General features: G+C 65.6%; 18 protein-coding genes. 4 read left to right on the plus strand and 14 right to left on the minus strand.

Annotated elements, in window-relative coordinates; all coding sequences use genetic code 11:
- Nucleotides 1–15 precede the first annotated feature (15 nt).
- The 4 genes from AC1DYM_RS04605 to AC1DYM_RS04620 form a co-directional block, all read right to left on the minus strand.
- Nucleotides 16–1,089, minus strand: a complete 1,074-nt coding sequence (locus AC1DYM_RS04605; RefSeq protein WP_477336391.1) for a C13 family peptidase — start codon at nucleotides 1,087–1,089, stop codon at nucleotides 16–18.
- Nucleotides 1,073–1,756, minus strand: coding sequence for an acireductone synthase (gene mtnC, locus AC1DYM_RS04610; protein ID WP_477336393.1), 684 nt, complete (start codon nucleotides 1,754–1,756; stop codon nucleotides 1,073–1,075). The genes AC1DYM_RS04605 and mtnC overlap by 17 nt, the downstream gene beginning before the upstream one ends.
- 71 nt (nucleotides 1,757–1,827) lie before the next feature.
- The gene (locus AC1DYM_RS04615; RefSeq protein ID WP_477336395.1) at nucleotides 1,828–2,358 is read right to left on the minus strand and encodes a nuclear transport factor 2 family protein; all 531 of its coding nucleotides are present in this window, start codon (nucleotides 2,356–2,358) and stop codon (nucleotides 1,828–1,830) included.
- Complete coding sequence (locus AC1DYM_RS04620) at nucleotides 2,355–2,939, minus strand: DUF4865 family protein (protein ID WP_477336397.1); 585 nt, start codon at nucleotides 2,937–2,939, stop codon at nucleotides 2,355–2,357. The genes AC1DYM_RS04615 and AC1DYM_RS04620 overlap by 4 nt, the downstream gene beginning before the upstream one ends.
- A 51-nt stretch (nucleotides 2,940–2,990) precedes the next feature.
- Between AC1DYM_RS04620 and AC1DYM_RS04625 the strand changes: the two genes are divergently transcribed.
- Nucleotides 2,991–3,851, plus strand: coding sequence for a LysR substrate-binding domain-containing protein (locus AC1DYM_RS04625; protein ID WP_477336399.1), 861 nt, complete (start codon nucleotides 2,991–2,993; stop codon nucleotides 3,849–3,851).
- A gap of 18 nt (nucleotides 3,852–3,869) precedes the next feature.
- Here the strand turns inward: AC1DYM_RS04625 and AC1DYM_RS04630 are convergent, their stop codons facing one another.
- A complete protein-coding gene (locus AC1DYM_RS04630) occupies nucleotides 3,870–4,445 on the minus strand; it encodes a 1,2-dihydroxy-3-keto-5-methylthiopentene dioxygenase (protein ID WP_477336401.1) in 576 nt (191 codons plus the stop codon).
- Complete coding sequence (locus AC1DYM_RS04635) at nucleotides 4,442–5,086, minus strand: methylthioribulose 1-phosphate dehydratase (protein WP_477336403.1); 645 nt, start codon at nucleotides 5,084–5,086, stop codon at nucleotides 4,442–4,444. Before AC1DYM_RS04635 ends, AC1DYM_RS04630 begins: the two co-directional genes overlap by 4 nt.
- A gap of 153 nt (nucleotides 5,087–5,239) precedes the next feature.
- Here AC1DYM_RS04635 and AC1DYM_RS04640 point away from each other — a divergent pair, with 153 nt between their 5' ends.
- Nucleotides 5,240–5,572, plus strand: coding sequence for a high-potential iron-sulfur protein (locus AC1DYM_RS04640; RefSeq protein ID WP_477336405.1), 333 nt, complete (start codon nucleotides 5,240–5,242; stop codon nucleotides 5,570–5,572).
- Between the two features lie 285 nt (nucleotides 5,573–5,857).
- Here AC1DYM_RS04640 and AC1DYM_RS04645 read toward each other — a convergent pair whose 3' ends face one another.
- From AC1DYM_RS04645 to AC1DYM_RS04655, 3 genes are all read right to left on the minus strand, one after another.
- On the minus strand, nucleotides 5,858–7,297 hold the full coding sequence (locus AC1DYM_RS04645) for an amino acid permease (RefSeq protein ID WP_477336407.1): 1,440 nt from the start codon (nucleotides 7,295–7,297) through the stop codon (nucleotides 5,858–5,860).
- Nucleotides 7,298–7,385: 88 nt separating this feature from the next.
- The gene (locus AC1DYM_RS04650; protein WP_477336409.1) at nucleotides 7,386–8,879 is read right to left on the minus strand and encodes an amino acid permease; all 1,494 of its coding nucleotides are present in this window, start codon (nucleotides 8,877–8,879) and stop codon (nucleotides 7,386–7,388) included.
- Between the two features lie 216 nt (nucleotides 8,880–9,095).
- Entirely contained in the window at nucleotides 9,096–10,070 is a 975-nt protein-coding gene (locus AC1DYM_RS04655; protein WP_477336411.1) for a hypothetical protein, read from the minus strand.
- Nucleotides 10,071–10,224: 154 nt separating this feature from the next.
- Between AC1DYM_RS04655 and AC1DYM_RS04660 the strand changes: the two genes are divergently transcribed.
- Complete coding sequence (locus tag AC1DYM_RS04660; RefSeq protein WP_477336413.1) at nucleotides 10,225–10,785, plus strand: NUDIX hydrolase; 561 nt, start codon at nucleotides 10,225–10,227, stop codon at nucleotides 10,783–10,785.
- Between the two features lie 104 nt (nucleotides 10,786–10,889).
- On the opposite strand, the gene AC1DYM_RS04665 is transcribed toward AC1DYM_RS04660, so the two are convergent.
- Nucleotides 10,890–11,414: a 3-hydroxyanthranilate 3,4-dioxygenase gene (locus AC1DYM_RS04665; RefSeq protein ID WP_477336415.1), complete on the minus strand. Its 525-nt coding sequence runs from the start codon at nucleotides 11,412–11,414 to the stop codon at nucleotides 10,890–10,892.
- A gap of 182 nt (nucleotides 11,415–11,596) precedes the next feature.
- Between AC1DYM_RS04665 and AC1DYM_RS04670 the strand changes: the two genes are divergently transcribed.
- Nucleotides 11,597–12,871 (plus strand): NAD(P)/FAD-dependent oxidoreductase, encoded by a 1,275-nt coding sequence (locus tag AC1DYM_RS04670; protein ID WP_477336417.1) that lies wholly within the window; start codon nucleotides 11,597–11,599, stop codon nucleotides 12,869–12,871.
- A gap of 15 nt (nucleotides 12,872–12,886) precedes the next feature.
- Here the strand turns inward: AC1DYM_RS04670 and AC1DYM_RS04675 are convergent, their stop codons facing one another.
- Genes AC1DYM_RS04675 through AC1DYM_RS04690 form a run of 4 tightly spaced genes read right to left on the minus strand, consistent with a single transcriptional unit; the run spans nucleotide 12,887 to nucleotide 17,441 of the window.
- Nucleotides 12,887–13,075 carry a hypothetical protein gene (locus AC1DYM_RS04675; RefSeq protein WP_477336578.1) on the minus strand — a complete coding sequence of 63 codons (189 nt, stop codon included), beginning with the start codon at nucleotides 13,073–13,075 and terminating at the stop codon, nucleotides 12,887–12,889.
- Between the two features lie 39 nt (nucleotides 13,076–13,114).
- On the minus strand, nucleotides 13,115–14,323 hold the full coding sequence (locus tag AC1DYM_RS04680; RefSeq protein WP_477336419.1) for an acetyl-CoA C-acyltransferase: 1,209 nt from the start codon (nucleotides 14,321–14,323) through the stop codon (nucleotides 13,115–13,117).
- A 51-nt stretch (nucleotides 14,324–14,374) separates the two neighbouring features.
- Nucleotides 14,375–16,744, minus strand: coding sequence for a 3-hydroxyacyl-CoA dehydrogenase/enoyl-CoA hydratase family protein (locus tag AC1DYM_RS04685; RefSeq protein ID WP_477336421.1), 2,370 nt, complete (start codon nucleotides 16,742–16,744; stop codon nucleotides 14,375–14,377).
- Between the two features lie 34 nt (nucleotides 16,745–16,778).
- Complete coding sequence (locus tag AC1DYM_RS04690; RefSeq protein ID WP_477336423.1) at nucleotides 16,779–17,441, minus strand: TetR/AcrR family transcriptional regulator; 663 nt, start codon at nucleotides 17,439–17,441, stop codon at nucleotides 16,779–16,781.
- Between the last annotated feature and the right edge of the window lie 31 nt (nucleotides 17,442–17,472).

Consider the following 17,472-nt stretch of genomic DNA (forward strand, 5'->3'; position numbering starts at 1 on the left):
CTACCGAAGCATGTGTTACCTCGCTGGCTCGAAGGGAACCGCAGGGCCGGCTTTCACGCTGTTGCGCCACGCGGCCAGCTTGCCCTCGATCCCGTCGCCGATGGCGATCTGCGGCTCCGAGGCTTGCAGCGAATCCTTGGTTTCCCACGCGGCGATCTCGGCCTTCGCCTTGCCGAAAGCCTCGATGAAATCCGGCGTCGCATTCAGCCCATCGACGAGCCACGCCCGACCGAAATACGTGATGTCCGAATCCACGCCGCAGCCGAACGACGTGCGGTCCGCGCGGGCCGAGGTCATGACCAGGCTTCCCGGTCCACTCAGCTTCGGGATGAACCCACCCGAATAGCAGGCGTTCACCACGACCACCTTCCAGCGGAAGGCATGCTTGGACAGGATCTGGGCCAGGCCGTCCGGGTCGAGCTGGTCGAGCGGGATCGGGTCCATGTCCACCAGCAGCGTGTGATCGCTGCCGCCGTGCGTGGCGACGTAGACGACGAGGATGTCCTCGCGTGGATCCATGACCTTCGCGAGCCCGTCGACGGCGCCTTCGAGGTTGGTCCAGCTGGCGAGCGGCCGCGTCGTCAAGGTCGCCGGATTGTTCTCCAGCACCAGCGTGTGGCCCGGACTGGCGAACCGCTTGCTGATCAGGCTGTCGACGTACTCCGCCTCGTTGCGGAAGACGTCTTCGGAGCCATCGCCGCCGAACGCCAGCGCGTACACGTTGGTTTTGCCCGGTGTCCGAGGCGCCAGGGCGCCGACTGCCTTGCGCAAGGCCTCCGGCTGGGCCGTGAAGATCTGCTCGGGCGTGGGCGCGTCGTTCGGCCAGTCGCTCGCTTCGAGCTCGGCCGACTCGTCGTCGCTGGCCGTGCTCGTGGCGACCGCGGGATCGACAGCGGCGCCGCCGTTAGCCGGAGCGATGCTGCCGGCTGACGCCGGCACCACGGCAGTGGTCGTCGCGGCAACCTCGCGGCGCGATGTCGAGGGCCAGTAGCCCGAGCGCAGCACACCGACGGTAAGCAGCGCGCCGGCAATGAACGCGGCAAACACATAGATCGGCGTCCGCCGACCCGAATCAGGGCGTGATGGCATCGAAGTCCGCCACGGTAGGATGGCCGGCATCCGTCAGCGCCTGCGGCGGCCGTACCAGTTGGATGGTCCGCATGCCCGCCTCGCGTGCGGCGTCCAGTTCCTCTTTGATGTCGGAGAGGAACAACACCTGGCCAGGCGGCAAACCGATGGCGTCGGCGATCTTCCGGTACGAAGCCGTCTCGCGCTTGTGCCCGGTCTGGGTGTCGAAGTAGTCGGTGAAGAGGGGCGTAAGGTCGCCCACCTCGGTGAAGCCGAACAGCAGCTTCTGCGCAGCGATCGAGCCCGAGGAATAAACGTAGAGCTTGAGGCCCCCGTCGTGCCAGGCGCGCAGACGCGCGGGCACCTCGGCATACATGTGCGAGGTGAAGACGCCGGACTCGTAGCCCTCGCGCCAGATCAGCCCTTGCAAGGCCTTCAGTGCCGTCGACTTGCGGTCTTCGTCGATCCAGCGGATCAGCAGGTCGATGATCTCGCCACGCGAGGCTTCCACGATACCCGCCTCCTTGGCCGCCTCGTGAAGCCAGTGCTGTACCTCGGCTTCGTCGGTATGCGTCTCGACGTAGGCGGGCAGATGCTTGCGGGCGTACGGAAACAGCACGTCCTTGACGAAGTCGATCGAGCTGGTGGTGCCCTCGATGTCGGTGAGGACGGCGCGGATATCGGACATGAGGGACAGCCTGGGGAGCGGGGAGACTCCGCAGGATAAACGACGGCGCCGGCAGACGAAACGGCCGGGCGTCAGCGCAGGGATCGTACGGTGAACAACTCACTGGCGATCTTCCAGCCATCGGGTGTCTTCACCAGCTGCAGCACCTTCCAGCCGGCGCTGCCGCCGTGACCGCTGCGGGTGACGAAGTCCAGCGATGCCTGTGCGAGCGGCCCGTCCTGGGCGATGCGCACGTTGTGGAAGCTCTGCTGGAAACGTTGCCCGCTACGGAACACCGCGTCGCGGAAACCGGCGTAGCGGCGCAGGTTCACCGTCGTCATGTCCCCGATGGAGCGACCCGGCGGAATCGCCGAGAACGGGATGTCATCGTCGAGCAGGAGCGCCCTGAAGCCCGTTTCGTCGCCTGCCGTCACACATTGGGTGTAGCGGTCGAGCACGGCGGCGATCGCCGCCAGGTCCGCTGCCGTCGAGGCGTGCTGACCGAGGCCATCCGGCCGCGCTGTCGCCTCGGCGGGCGCAGTGACGGCAGCGGCTGACAGGCCGAAGGTGAGGCCGAAGCCAACGACAACGCCGAGGGTAACGCCGAGAGCAAAGCGCTTCATCGACGCGTCGCCAGGTAGGGGACGTGCCAGGTGTCGACGCCCGCCGCCGGTTCGGGGAGCGCGTGCCAGAGCAGCACGCGCGTGACCCGCCAGCCTTGCGGATCGATGGCGACGATCGACGAGTGAAGTCCGTCGCGCGGATAGGCGGCGGCCAGCGCCAGCTCGCGGAGTGTCCGGCGACTCGCGCCGGGCGGAATGGGCGTCGTTTCCTGGGTCGCGTAGGCCGGCGGCTGGCTCGTGTCGAGCTGGCGAGCCCGCAGCAGGGTCCATGTGACGACCTCGGGCCTCCCGAACGCGTCGCACACCGCGGCGAAAGCATCGGAAAGCAGGAACTCGCGCATGCCGGTGGCCGAGCGCCAGAGGTAGAACGGCGCGTAGCGGTTCGGCTCTCCGAGCGCGGCGTCCGATACGAGAAAGGCCTTCTGCTCCAGGCCAGCCAGCCCATCGAACCCCGGTCCTTTTTCAACGACGCGTCGGTGGATGGCGGCCATGTCCATCGATCCAGGAAAGTCGAAGCGGTACTGCATCGCGATCATCGGCTGAGCCATCACAAGGATGGCTAGCAGCTTAGGCAGATCCATACCGCGCTAATATCGAAACATTCCAAACGAAAGCATTAGCAAGGTTAACGTATGCTCCTCGACCTTTCCGCCCTGCGAGCCCTGGCGATGGCTGTGGACCTCGGCGGCTTCGGCAAGGCGGCGCAGTACCTGCATCGGACGCCCGGCGCCATCAGCCTGCAGCTTCGCGGCCTGGAGGAGCGGATCGGCAAACCTTTGTTCCGCAAGACCGGCAGGACCCTGGCGCTGACGGAAGAAGGCGAATTGTTGTTGGGCTATGCGCGGCGACTGCTCGCGCTCAACGACGAGGCGGTCCTTGCCGTTGGCGCCTCCGGGCTCGAGGGCGCGGTGCGCTTCGGCATGCCCCAGGACTTCGCGCAAGGCGGCCTGACCCAGGCCCTCGCACGCTTCGGCCGCGCGCACACGTTGCTGCGCGTCGAACTTCGGGTCGACCGCAGTGAGCGGCTGGCGCGTGCCGTGATGGCCGACGAGCTGGACCTCGCCCTGACCTTTGGTGCCTTGCCGGGACATGTCACCCCGCCGCTCGCGGCCATGCCGGTGAGCTGGTTTGCGCATCCCTCGCTGGAGCTCGCGCCAAGCGACCCGGTTCCACTGCTCGTCCTCGACCCACCGTGTGGCTTCCGCAAGATCGCCATCGACGCCCTGGACCGCGCAGGCCGCGCGTGGCGACTCGTGCTGACCAGCGGGAGTGTCTCGGCGTTGTGGGCCGCTGCCGAGGCGGGATTGGGCGTGGTACCGCGGACGTCGCTGCATGTGCCGGCGTCACTGAAGACGGCCAGCGCGTCATGGGATCTGCCGGCGCTGCCCTGGGCGGATATTCATCTGATTGATCGCGGCGCGGGTGCGCCGGAGGCCGTCGGCCACCTCGCGCAGGTCATCCGCGACGTGGTAGGCGAGCTGGTTTGGGCCTGAGCGCTCGCCTCGCTCGAGTCAGGACGTCGCGGTTTCCGCCGCCGACGGGTGCGGGTTCATGCGCGGGAAACGCTCGGCGATGTCCTCGCCGGTGAAGCTCGCGACCCAGCCCTCGGTGTTGGTAAACAGGCGAATGGCCACAAAGTAGGGCGATTCGCTCATGTCGAACCAGTGCGGCGTGCCATCGGGGACGCCGATGAGGTCGCCTTTTTCGCACAGCACCTCGTAGACCCGGCCGTCGATGTGCAGGGTGAACTGACCGGCACCGGCGACGAAGAAGCGCACTTCGTCCTCGCTGTGCGTGTGCTCGTTGAGGAACTTCTGGCGGAAGGTTGCCCGATCCGGGTTGTCCGGCTTGAGGCTGATCACGTCGACCGACCGGTAGCCGTTCTCGGCCATCAGGCGATCGATGTCCGCACGATAGGCCTCGATGACCTCGTCCTGCGTGGCGCCCGGCGCGATCGGCTGGTTGGCCTCCCACTGTTCGAAGCGAACACCTACCGCGTTGAGGGCGGTGGCGATGGCAGCGTGGTCGGTATGCACGGCGACAGGGGCGTCGTGCTGGTTGTCGTCATAGATACGCAGACGGCTCATGGGGAAAGCCTCCTCAGGTCGAGTTCGCAGCCCAGCAGGAACTCCAGTGCCTCGAGATGGCGGCGGGTTTCCGCCATGTCGCGACCCCAGGTGTAGATGCCGTGGCCATTGATCAGATAGGCGTACAGCGGTTTGCCGCTGTCGATCCAGGCGTCGACCTGGGCCTCCAGTTCGGGCATGTGCTGTGTATTGGGGAAGACGGGAATATCGAGCACGCTTTCGTGCGTGGTGTAACCGGAAATCGCCTTCTGCAGCTCCCAGCCCTCCAGGTGCACGCGACCTTCCGCGGCGAACAGCCGCGAGGCGACGCTCTGCGTTCGCGAGTGGGTGTGCAGTACCGCGTTGGCCTGCGGAAATCGGCGATAAATCTGGGTGTGGAGGCCGGTTTCGGCGGACGGGCGGTTGTCCGAGCCGACCGCCTTACCGTCCATGTCCACGACCATGATGTCGTCGCGGCCGAGACGGCCCTTGTCACGCCCCGAAATCGTGATGGCGGCCAGGTCGTTGTCGAGGCGCATCGAGAAATTGCTGCTTGTCGCCGGCGTCCAGCCAAAAGCAGCCAGCTCGCGTGYGGCGTCGGCAATGGCGTCGGCACGCTCGGCCAGCAGGGTGGGATCGATGTGGGACAAGGTCTTCGACATGGGATTTGGACGTCCAAACAGGGGGCGAATATACCACGGGGGCAAACCGGCTCCCGCGATAATGGGAACCACTCCATTTTCCCCGACCGGGTACGATTTCGGTCAGCACCGGCCAAGATACGCGCCGGATCACCATCGACGGAGGTTTTACCCATGTCGGAACACGATAAGAATGTTGAGGGGCGTCGCCGGTTCCTCAAGGTCGCCGCCGGCGGCGTTGCTGTTGCCAGCGTGCTCGGCACCTTGCCGCGCATGGCCCAGGCCCAGGATCTGCCGCACCTCTCGCCCTCCGATCCGACGGCCTCGGCCCTCAAGTACACCGAGGACGGTGCCAAGGCAGCCGGCAAGAAGGCGCCCGGCGACGCCTGCATGAACTGCAACTTCTACCAGGGCAAGGCCGCGGCCGCCTGGGGCCCCTGCCAGCTGTTCCCGGGCAAGGCGGTGGCCAGCAAGGGCTGGTGTATTTCCCACGCTGTAATGATCTGAACAAAAAAAAGCCAGCCCGAGGGCTGGCTTTTATCTCGCGAGACGCAAAATGCAGCTCAGGCGCGCCAGGCCGAGGAGCTGACTCGCCTGGCGCGCTGAGCGGCAATCCGGGGCCCACTGCCAAGTGATTTACCCACGGAACCGGGATCATACTCCCCTCTGAGGGCGACCGGCCAATGGCAGTTAAATGACACCCGTCTTTCTGCGCATTATTTCGCAAAAACAATCATTTAACGAAAAAACCTCGCGTATTTAGCGAGGTTTTAACGTGCCTTTCGAAGCCGCCTAAGAGGCCCGGCGAAGGCGGCTATGGCGATAGCCGTAAGCGGCGTAAAGCGCCATGCCGACGACCGTCCAGATGCCCATCAATGCCCAGTTGTACCAGTTCATGAAACAGAGCAGGCCGATGCAGCTGACGATGCCTGCGATGCACGTGAACCACACCCAGGGCACGCGGAACGTGCGCGGAAGTTCCGGCGCGGTAAAGCGCAGGATCAACACGCCGCCGCACACCGCGCAGAACGCGACCAGCGTCCCCATCGATACGAGATCGCCGAGGACGTTGAGCGGGAACACGGCAGCGAGGATCGCGATGCCGACGCCGGTGATCACCGTATTGAGGTGAGGCGTGCGGTACTTCGGGTGGATCGTGGTGAAGACTTTCGGCAGCAGGCCATCGCGACCCATGATCATGAAGATGCGCGGCTGCGCGATGATCATGACGAGCACGACGGACGACAGGCCGATCAGCGCGCCGATTTCGACGACGCCGCGCAACCAGCCGAGTTCCGGATGGCTGCGGATCGCGGTGACTACCGGCTCGTCGGTGCCGAGCTGGGCGAACGGTACGAGACCCGTCAGCACGGCTGCCATGGCGATGTAGAGCACGGTGCAGATGGCGAGAGACGCCAGCGTGCCGATGGGCATGTCGCGTTGGGGGTTCTTCGATTCCTGCGCCGCTGTCGAAGTCGCTTCGAAACCGATGTAGGCGAAGAACACCAGCGCGGCACCACGAAGTACACCGGACCAGCCGTACTTGAAACCACCCTGGTTTTCCGGAATGAACGGATGCCAGTTGGCCGTGTCGACGTGCTGCGCGCCGACGATGATCACGATCAGGATCAGTGCGACCTTCAGCGCCACCATGGCCATGTTGATGCCGGTGGATTCCTTGATCCCGACGTAGCAGAGCCAGGTCAGCGCCAGCGTGATGCCGACAGCGGGCAGGTTGAACAGCGCGCCCGTGGCGACCAGGTGGCCGTCGACATAGTCGAGCGGCGCGTTGGTCAGCGCAGGTGGAATATGGATGCCGACGTGATCCAGCAGGCTGACGAAGTAGCCGGTCCAGCTGACGGCAACCGCGGAGGCGGAGACACCGTACTCGAGGACCAGGTTCCAGCCGATGAACCAGGCAGCCCCTTCACCCAGCGTGGCATAGGCGTAGGAATACGCACTGCCCGAGATCGGGATCATCGAGGCGAATTCGGCGTAGCACAGCGCGGTGAACAGGCTGCAGATCGCGGCGAGGATGAACGACAGGATGATGGCCGGACCGGCGTGGTCGGCGGCGGCGACACCGGTGATGACGAAGATGCCGCCACCGATCACCGCGCCGATGCCCAGTGCCGTCAGGCCCCACGGCCCGAGGGTCCGGCGCAGGGCGGGGCCGTGCGCGTCGTCAGGTTCGGCCTGGGGAGCTTTCTTGGCGAGTAACTGCTTGAGCATGGACGGCCCGGGAAGAAGTGACGTGGAGAGAATAGTCGCAAAAGGAAAGGCCGGCGGGTGACCGCCGGCCTTTCCCCGTTCGTTTCTATCAGCCTAGCGACTTGCGCAGCTTGCTGTGGCCGTAGCCGTACAGGAAGTAGATCAGCTGGCCGATGACGATCCAGCCGAGCATCAGGCGCCAATGCTCTTCGAAGGCCTGCCAGAACAGGTAGATGCAGGAGACCGCGCCGATGATGGTGATCGGCCACACGAACGGTACGCGGAAGCTGCGCTTCAGGTCCGGACGGGTGTAGCGCAGGATCAGGACGCCGATGCAAACCGTGGCGAAGGCGAGCAGGGTGCCCATCGAGACCAGCTCACCGAGCACGCTGACCGGGAACAGGCCGGCCATGGCGGCCGCGGCGACACCGACGATGATCGTGCCGAGGTAGGGCGTGCGGAACTTCGGATGCACCTTGGCCATGGTCTGCGGGAGCAGGCCGTCCTTCGCCATCGAGAAGAAGATGCGCGGCAGGCCCATCAGCATCACCAGGATGACCGAGGACAGGCCGGTGATCGCACCGAGGATGACCAGGGCCTTCAGCCAGGCCAGCTGCGGGTACAGGCCCAGCGCGGTGGCGACCGGCTCAGGCGTATTGAGCATGCGGAACGGTGCGATACCGGTGAGGACAAGGGCAACGGCGATGTACAGCACGGTGCAGACGGCGAGCGAGCCGAGGATGCCGATCGGCATGTCGCGCTGCGGGTTCTTTGCTTCACCGGCGGCGGTGGACACCGCATCGAAGCCGACGTAGGAGAAGAACACGATGGTCGCGGCGCGGAAGATACCGCCCCAGCCGAACGTGCCCGGGCCTTCGGATTCCGGAATGAACGGGTGCCAGTTCGCCGGATTGATCACCTGGATGGCGAAGGCCAGGAACAGCAGGATCACGGTGACCTTGATCGTCACGATGATCGAGTTGACGAAGGCGGACTGCGTGATGCCCACGTAGCACAGGCCCGACAGCGCGGCGATGATGACCACGGCCGGCAGGTTGATCAGGGTGCCGGTGGCCTGGATGTGGCCTTCGACGAACTTGAACGGCGCCGAGGCGAGCTGGGCCGGGAGTTCGAGGTTGGTCCCGACCAGATGGCCGATCATCCCGAGCATCTCGTTGAAGTAACCCGACCAGCCCGCGGCGACGGTCGCGGCCGCAAAGAGGTACTCGAGGACGAGGTTCCAGCCGACGAACCAGGCGACGTACTCACCGAGCGTGGCATAGGAATAGGAGTAGGCGCTGCCGGAGACCGGAAGCATGGCCGCGAATTCGGCGTAGCACAGGCCTGCGAGGGCGCAGGCAAAACCGGCGATCAGAAAGCTGATGACCAGGGCCGGACCGGCGTGCAGTGCCGCGGCCTGACCGGTAATGACGAAGATACCTGCGCCGATGACGGCGCCGACGCCGAGCAGAACCAGGTGCTTCGCGGTGAGTACCCGCTTGAGCTCGCCATTGTTGGCGTGAGCGCCGGTTTCAATGTGTTCACCAGCGTCTACGTGCGGCGCGGCCTCGATCGGATGCGTCGCGAACAGGTGTTTCAACATGTGTCTCCCCTACTGCCGGAATGTAGCCTTTTATTATTGGGACCGCCGCGTGAGTTACGGTGGACACGCAGCTGCCCTGAAGCGCTGGCACGGCACCATAGCCCAGCGGGGCAAGGCCGTACAAGTTGCAATGCGAGGCAAGTCAACGCATTGCATACAGGAGTTGCAGATGTCGACCATGACTTGCGGCGGTTGTGCTTGGACAAGGCGCGGTGCTCAGAAGACCATGTTCAGCGCGACCTGCGGTGCGACGTAGTCGGTGGCGTTGCGGCCGCCGACGGTGAACTGGACGCCGGCGATCAGACCCACTTTCGGGTTGAAGTGGTATTCCAGCGCTGGTGCGAGGCTCAGCGCGTGGTTCGACGGGGAGGTGTAGGCCCAGTGGCCCCCGGCCGCGCCCTTGAGGCGGGTGCCGCTTTCGCGGTTCCAGACGGCCTCGCCAACCAGCACCCAGTGCCGATCAAGCACGTATTCGGCGGCAAGCGAGGCGCTCCAGGCCTGACCCGGGGCGGCGTAGCCGCGGAATCCCTTCGGCGTGCCGTAGACATTCTGGCCGCGCAGACGGACGCGGGCGGGCGCCGGGCTCCAGGCGAGCTGGCCGCGCCAGCGCAGTGCATGACCGTTGTCCAGCCAGTTGAGCTGTTGCGCGCCAAAGGCGAATGTCGTGCGCATGGCACCGGTGCCCATGCCGTTGAGGGGATTATTGTCGAGATGGTGATATTCGCCGGTCGCCAGTCGCTGCGCCGCCGAGACGGCGAGTACCAGTCCGGTCCCATCGGCATGGGGAGCGGTGAGACGGCTCTGCACGCGAAGGGTGGAATCGCCCATGCGCATGCCGTCGCTGTGCCTTCCGTCGACCGAGGTGCGCGCGGCATTCAGTGTCAGCTGTACCGAAATGGTGTCGGTGAGGCCGTAGGTCATCGGCAGGGCAACCTGCCATTGGCGTAGCGTCGGCTTCTCCGCATGGCGGTCGCCGTCCCCGTCGAACCAGCCGCGTGCGTTGGTGTGGATGAGGTAAGGCTCGACATTGAACATGCCGGCCGGCAGGGTGTTGACCGCCGGGGTGACGAGTGGTCCGGTGAAGTTGGCTTCGCCGCCTGTCGGTACGGCCGCTGTCGGAGCGGCAACCACCGCGATGGGGATGGCCGCGGCGGCGATGAGGCCTGCGGTCAGGAGGTGGGAAGAAGGCATGCGCGTCTCCTTGCGGTGGGCAGCGATGGCTGCGGGCTGCGACGCGCTTCGTGCGCGTCGGAGACCATCCTAGACAGGTGGTCCCTATTGCCGACATCGGATTAGTCTGAAAAAGACGTGCGAGAATTCCGGCTCGTTTCATCGAGCGTTCGCCATGGACCATCCGTATCCGGCCTTGTCAGGGGCCTTCGCGCGTTATGCGCTTCGCTTTCCCGGGGAGCCGGATCTCGCGCGCTTCGACGACTGGCTGCGTGAGCAGCCGCAACCGTTTCATCGGGAAACCCGCGCGGGGCATTTCACCGGATCGGCCTGGCTGGTCAGTGCCGATGGGGAGCGGGTTCTGCTGATGCACCACCGCAAGTTGCAACGCTGGCTGCAGTTGGGTGGCCACGCCGACGGCGATGCGGACCTGCCGAGCGTGGCGCTGCGCGAGGCGGAAGAGGAGTCGGGGCTTACCGACCTCCACGTGCTGCCGGAGATCTTCGACATGGACCTTCATGTGATCCCCGCCCGGCGCGACGAGCCGGAACACTGGCATTACGACGTGCGCTACGTGGTCGTCGCCCGCGGCAGCGAAGCGTTCACGGTCAACGAAGAATCGCTGGACCTGGCATGGCGTCCCATCGCGGAACTGGTGGCCGATCCGGCGACGGATCCGTCGCTTCGGCGCATGGCCGCCAAATGGCTAGTCAGGGATCAACCCGCGCCGCTGTAGGAGCCGATGCATCGGCGATCCCGCGGCAGCGGGCCAGGTTGGCGCTAGCACCCATTCGCCGATGAATCGGCTCCTGCCAGACACAGGCAACGCGCAGGTTGCCCTCAGTCGGCGTACTTCGCCGGGGCCGGGTGCACCGTGCCGCACTGCTTGCAGGTGCGCGCATCGAGCGAGCGGTAGAATTTTTCGAAAACCGGCGGAAAATCGGATTCGATGCTGTCGAGGACGAAGTATTCCTCATAGAGCTTGTGGTTGCAGTTCTCGCAGAACCAGAGCAATCCGTCGCGTTCACCGGCAATACGGCGACGCTCCACCACCAGGCCGATCGAGTCGGGCATGCGCTGGGGAGAATGCGGCGTGCGCGCGGGCAGGTAGAAAATCTCGCCGGCGCGAATCGGGATATCGCGGGCCACGCCGTCATCCTGGACCTTGAGCACCATCTCGCCTTCGAGCTGATAGAAGAACTCGGGACCTTCGTCGTAGTGGTAGTCGGTGCGTGCGTTCGGGCCGCCGACGATCATGATGATGAAGTCGCCATCGACGATGCATTTGTTTCCCACCGGCGGCTTGAGCAGCGCACGGTTGTCGTCGATCCAGCGTTTCAGGTCGATAGGGGGCAGCAAACTCATGGCAAGTCACCATCAGACAGATGCGGCATCTTAAGACATGTGTGAGCCGATCCATCGGCGATCAGGACATGTAGGAGCCGATTCATCGGCGAAAAGCCAACAAGGCGGTGAAGCCGCACGCCGTCACCGCCCCCAGCCCCCACTGTGCAAAACTCCCCCTCCCAGCCAATGGACCAGGCCCCATGCTGTCGTGGTACCACGATCGTGCCCCCGCACCGCCGCTTCGCCCGCCGCCGGAAGGCCAGCGCGAAGCCTCGGTCGTGATCGTGGGTGGTGGTTTCGCCGGGTTGAACACAGCGCTCGGCCTCGCCGCACGAGGCGTGCGCGACATCGTCTTGCTCGAATCGAAGTCCATCGGCTTCGGCGCCTCGGGTCGCAACGGCGGCTTCGTGTTCGCCGGTTACTCGCTGGGCGAGAAGGCCTTGCTCGAACGGGCCGGGCCTGAGCGGGCCAGGGCCCTCTATGGCCGCACGGTCGATGCGGTGAACCTGATCCGCGAACGCATCACGGCCTTGTCGATCGACTGCGATGCGGTCGATGCCGGCGTGGTCTGGGCGAACTGGTTCCGTGACGCCGGCGTCCTCCGTTCGCGCCAGCAACTGCTCGCCGAACGCTACGGGGCCGACTGGCAATGGATTCCCTCCGATGCCATGCACGAGTTCGTGCACAGCGAGCGCTATCACGACGGCCTCTACGAGCGGAACGCGCTGCACATCGATCCGCTTGCCTACGCACGCGGCTTGGCACGTGCGGCGGAGGCGGCCGGCGTGTCGATCCATGAAGGCTCGCGGGTGCGCATGCTCGAGCGCCACGGTCCGCGCTGGATCCTCCGGGTAGGTGACGCCGAGATCGAGACGTCGCAGGTCGTCCTCGCGTGCGGCGGCTATCTCGCCGGCCTCGACCGTCGCATCGATCGCGCCGTCCTGCCTATCGCTACCTACGTCATGGTGACCGAGCCACTCGGCGATCGGCTGGCGGCCTGTCTGCGCACGCGCGCGGCGGTTTACGACACGCGTTTCGCTTTCGACTACTACCGTCCCCTTCAGGATACTCGTCTGCTCTGGGGCGGCCGGATATCGATTCGCGATCGCTCGCCGGCCGCGGTCAAGCGCCTGCTCAAGCGCGATCTCGAGCGGGTCTTTCCGTCGCTCCAAGGCGTGCGGATCGAGCAGGCGTGGTCCGGTCTGATGAGCTACGCGCGCCACGAAATGCCTCAGGTGGGAACGCATGGAAACGGCCTGTGGTACGCCCAGGCATTTGGTGGTCATGGCCTGGCTCCCACTTGCGCGGCGGGCGAGGCACTGGCGGATGCTATCGCCGCCGGCGACTCGACACTGGAGGCTTACTCGGGCTTCGGACTGGATCCGGTGCATCGGCCGTTCGGATACCTGGCGGCGCAGGGAACCTACTGGAAAGCCGAACTGACCGATTGGTTCAAGTCGCGGCTGGAAGGCTGAGCCGCCAAGGGGTCTTCACGTGCCGCATCCGTGTTCAACGACGAGGTAGGTGGCGTCGAACGTCGGACGGCCGAAGCCGGTGTCGATGGTGTGGATGCCGTGCATCGCGCAAGCATAAGACAAATGTAGGAGCCGATTCATCGGCGAAAAGCCAACGGAGCGGTGTAGCCAGATCACCCATTCCCCGAGAATGATCTGGCCCACTGCCGCGGGATCGCCGATGAATCGGCTCCTACAGGGTTTTTACAAGGCTTCGAAGATGCCTGCCGCGCCCATGCCGGTGCCGATGCACATGGTCACCATGCCGTACTTCTGCTTGCGACGGCGCAGGCCGTGGATCAGCGTGGCGGCACGGATGGCACCGGTGGCACCGAGCGGGTGGCCGAGGGCGATGGCGCCGCCGAGCGGGTTCACCTTGGACGGGTCGAGGCCGAGGTCACGGATGACCGCCAGCGCCTGCGCGGCGAAGGCTTCGTTGAGCTCGATCCAGTCCAGCTGGTCCTGGGTGATGCCGGTCTGCTTGAGAGCCTTCGGAATCGCTTCCTTCGGGCCGATGCCCATGATCTCCGGCGCCACGCCAGCCACCGAGAAACCGACGAAGCGGGCCAGCGGCGTGAGGCCATGGTCCTTGATCGCCTTTTCGCTGGCGATCAGCAAGGCACCGGCACCGTCGGACATCTGCGAAGAGTTGCCGGCCGTGACCGAACCGCCGAACTGGCCGTTGCGGAACACCGGGCGCAGCTTGCTCAGCACCTCGAAGGTGGTGTCCTTGCGCGGACCTTCGTCAGTATCGATGACGCGGCGGTCTTCGCGGACGCTGTGGTTGAGCAGGTCCGGGTAGCGGTCGTCGAGCTGGAACGGCGTGATCTCGTCCTTGAATTCGCCCGCGGCGATGGCCGCAAAGGCGCGCTCGTGCGACTGCAGGGCAAAGCGGTCCTGGTCCTCGCGGCTGACCTTCCAGCGCTCGGCGACCTTCTCGGCCGTGATGCCCATGCCGAAGGCGATGGCACGGTTCTCGTCGTTCTCGAAGATCGCCGGGTTCATGGCGATCTTGTGGCCCATCATCGGGACCATGCTCATCGACTCGGTACCGCCAGCGAGCATGAGGTCGGCCTCACCCAGGCGGATGCGGTCGGCGGCCATGGCGATGGCCTGCACGCCGGACGAGCAGAAACGGTTGATGGTCACGCCGGGCACCTGCTCCGGCAGGCCGGCCAGCAGCACACCGATGCGTGCGACGTTCATGCCTTGCTCGGCTTCCGGCATCGCGCAGCCGATGACGGCGTCGGCGATCAGGGTCGGGTCGATACCCGGGGCCTGTTCGATCACGGCGCGAATGACGTGAGCGAGGAGATCGTCGGGACGGGTGTTGCGGAACACGCCGCGCGGCGCCTTGCCCACCGGGGTGCGGGTGGCGGCGACGATGTAGGCGTCTTGCACTTGCTTGCTCATGGGGTGGTTCCTTTAAGGGGGAAAGTCGATTGCGTCAGAGCGCGTGGCGCGTCAGTTACGCAGTGGCTTTCCCGTCGTCATCGTGTGCGCGATACGGGCCTGGGTCTTTTCGGTCTGCGCCAGTTCGACGAAGTGGCGACGCTCGAGGGCGAGCAGCCAGGTTTCGTCGACCGGCGAACCGCGTTCGATCCGGCCGCCCGAAAGCGTGTCGGCAATGCGGCTGGCGATGTTGATGTCGTGCGGCGAGGCGAAGTAACCCTCGGCCATGTTCGCCAGCGACGCCTTGAAGGTTGCCGTCGAGGTGTCGCCAGCGGCCGTGATCGCGCGCGCCGGCATCGGCGGACGATAACCCGACTCGGCCAGGGCGATCGCCTGGGCTTTGGCGACATGCAGCACTTCATACGTGTTGAAAACGATGACGTCGTCCTTACGCAGCAGGCCGAGCGACTTGGCCTCGATGGCGCTGGTCGACACCTTCGCCATCGCGACGGTCTCGAAGATCTTCTTGAGGTACTCGAACGGATCTTCCGGGTTCGCCTGCCAGGCGCGCACGGCGAATTCCTTCAGGCCGCCACCGGCGGGCAGCAGGCCGACCCCGGCCTCGACCAGGCCGATGTAGCTCTCCAGCGCTGCGACCGTGCGCGCCGAATGCATCTGGAATTCGCAGCCGCCGCCGAGGGCGAGGCCACGCACCGCGGCCACGACCGGCACCAGCGAGTACTTGATGCGCATGCTGGTGGCCTGGAAGTTCGCCACCATGGCTTCGAACTCGGCCAGCTTGCCGGCCTGAAGAAGACCGAGTGCGCCCTTGAGGTCCGCGCCGGCCGAGAACGGCTCGGACGGCTGCCACAACACGACGCCGCGGAACTGCTGCTCGGCCAGGCCGATCGCATGCTGGATGCCGTCGAGCACGTGGTCGTTGACCGTGTTCATCTTGGTCTTGAACGAAATGACGCCGATGTCGTCGCCGCTGGTCCACAGGCGGACGCCGTCGTTTTCCCAGACGGTGGTGCCCTTGTCGAAGGTCTCGCCCAGGATCGGATCCGGGAAGGCCTGACGCGCGTAGACCGGATGCGAGGATCGCGGCTTCTCGGCGTTGGCGCTGGCCGAGTACGAGCCGGTCTTGCCGTGCACGCCGCTGCGACCGTCGGTGACCCAGGCGGGCAGGGGCGCACTGCTCATGGTCTTGCCGGCGGCGATGTCCTCGGCGATGAAGCCGGCGATCTGCTGCCAGCCGGCCGACTGCCAGATCTCGAAGGGACCGAGCTTCCAGCCGTAACCCCAGCGAATCGCGAAGTCGACGTCACGCGCCGTCTCGGCGACGTCGGCCAGGTGATAGGCGGTGTAATGGAACAGGTCGCGGAACACGGCCCAGAGGAACTGTGCCTGCGGGTCCGACGAAGCACGCAGCTTGGCGAACTTCTCGGCCGGATCCTTGATGGCGAGGATCGCGGAAACCTCGTCCGATGCCTTCTGTTCGGAGACGCGGTAATCCTGCTTCTGCAGGTCGAGCACCACGATGTCCTTGCCGGCCTTGCGGTAGAAGCCCGCGCCGGTCTTCTGGCCGAGCGCGCCCTTGTCGATCAGGCCCTTGAGCCACACCGGCGGCTGGAAGTACTTGTGCCACGGGTCATCGGGCAGGGTGTCGCCCATGGTCTTGACCACGTGCGCGAGCGTGTCCAGGCCGACGACATCCGCCGTGCGGAAGGTCGCGCTCTTCGGACGGCCGATGGCCGGGCCGGTCAGTGCGTCGACGGTGTCGAAACCCAGGCCGAACTGCTCGGTGTGGTGCATCGTCGACAGCATCGAGAACACGCCGATGCGGTTGCCGATGAAATTGGGGGTGTCCTTGGCGTAGACGACGCCCTTGCCCAGGGTGGTGGTCAGGAAGGCTTCGAGGCCTTCCAGGACACCCTTGTCGGTCAGGCGGGTCGGGATCAGCTCGACCAGGTGCATGTAGCGCGGCGGATTGAAGAAGTGCACGCCGGTGAAGCGATGGCGCATTTCTTCGGGCAGCGCTTCGGCCAGGCCGTTGATCGACAGGCCGGAGGTGTTGCTCGCCAGCACGGCCGTCGCGGACACGTGCGGGGCGATCTTCTGGTAGAGATCGAGTTTCCAGTCCATGCGCTCGGCGATCGCTTCGATCACCAGGTCCACGTCGGCCAGCAGCGCGAGGTCGTCTTCGTAATTGGCCGGGATGATCGCGGCGGCCAGGCCCTTATCGGCCAGCGGTGCGGGCGAGAGCTTGGCCAGGTTGGCGATCGCCTTCAGGGCGATGCCGCTCTTCGGACCTTCCTTGGACGGAAGGTCGAAAAGCACGGTTTCCACGTTGGCGTTCGTCAGGTGCGCGGCAATCTGCGCGCCCATGACGCCGGCGCCGAGTACCGCGGCCTTGCGAATGCGTAACGGTGTTGCGGTCATGGTGATCTCCATTGGTGCGAAGGATCGTCCGCGGTCAGCGCGTGGCCGGGGAGTTCGAAACGGAAGGGTTGCGCAGGCCAGCGGCTGCGAAGCGGATCAGGTGGTCGGCGGCGGTTTCGCGGTGATCGCGCTCGTCCACGTCGCTCTTGCGCTGGATGACACCGAAGTCGGCCATGGCATAGGTCAGGGCGCCGGTGACGATGTCCAGGCGCCAGTAGATCTCTTCCTTGGCCAGGCCCGGCAGCAGGCGACCGAATTCCCCGGCGAACTGGCGCAGCACATGGCCGTAGTTCTCGGAGAGGAACTTGCGAAGGGTCTCGTTGTGCTCGGCGTAGGCCCGAGCCAGGACGCGGACGAAGGCGGCGCCACCGCCGTCGTTGCGGGACAGGTCGAGCGCCGGCCGGATATACGCGTCCAGCACGTCCTCCAGAGAGGTGCCTGCCTGCCCGGCGACCTTCGCCAGGGCGGCCAGGCGCCGGGTGTTCAGCTCGTCCAGGCGGCGCCGGAACACCTCCTCGATCAGCTTGTCCTTGGAGCCGAAGTGGTAGTTCACCGCCGCGAGGTTGACCCGGGCGGCCGCCGTGACCTGGCGGAGCGAGGCCCCGGCGAAGCCGTGGGTGGCAAAAAGGGCCTCGGCGGCGCCCAGGATCCGCTCCTTGGTGCTGCGTTCGCGGGACGCATAGGGTGCGCTCGTCATGTCGGCGGACTCCGGAGGCGGGTGGTTTGAA

The sequence above is a fragment of the Luteibacter sp. P1_D3 genome (genome assembly GCF_056406135.1).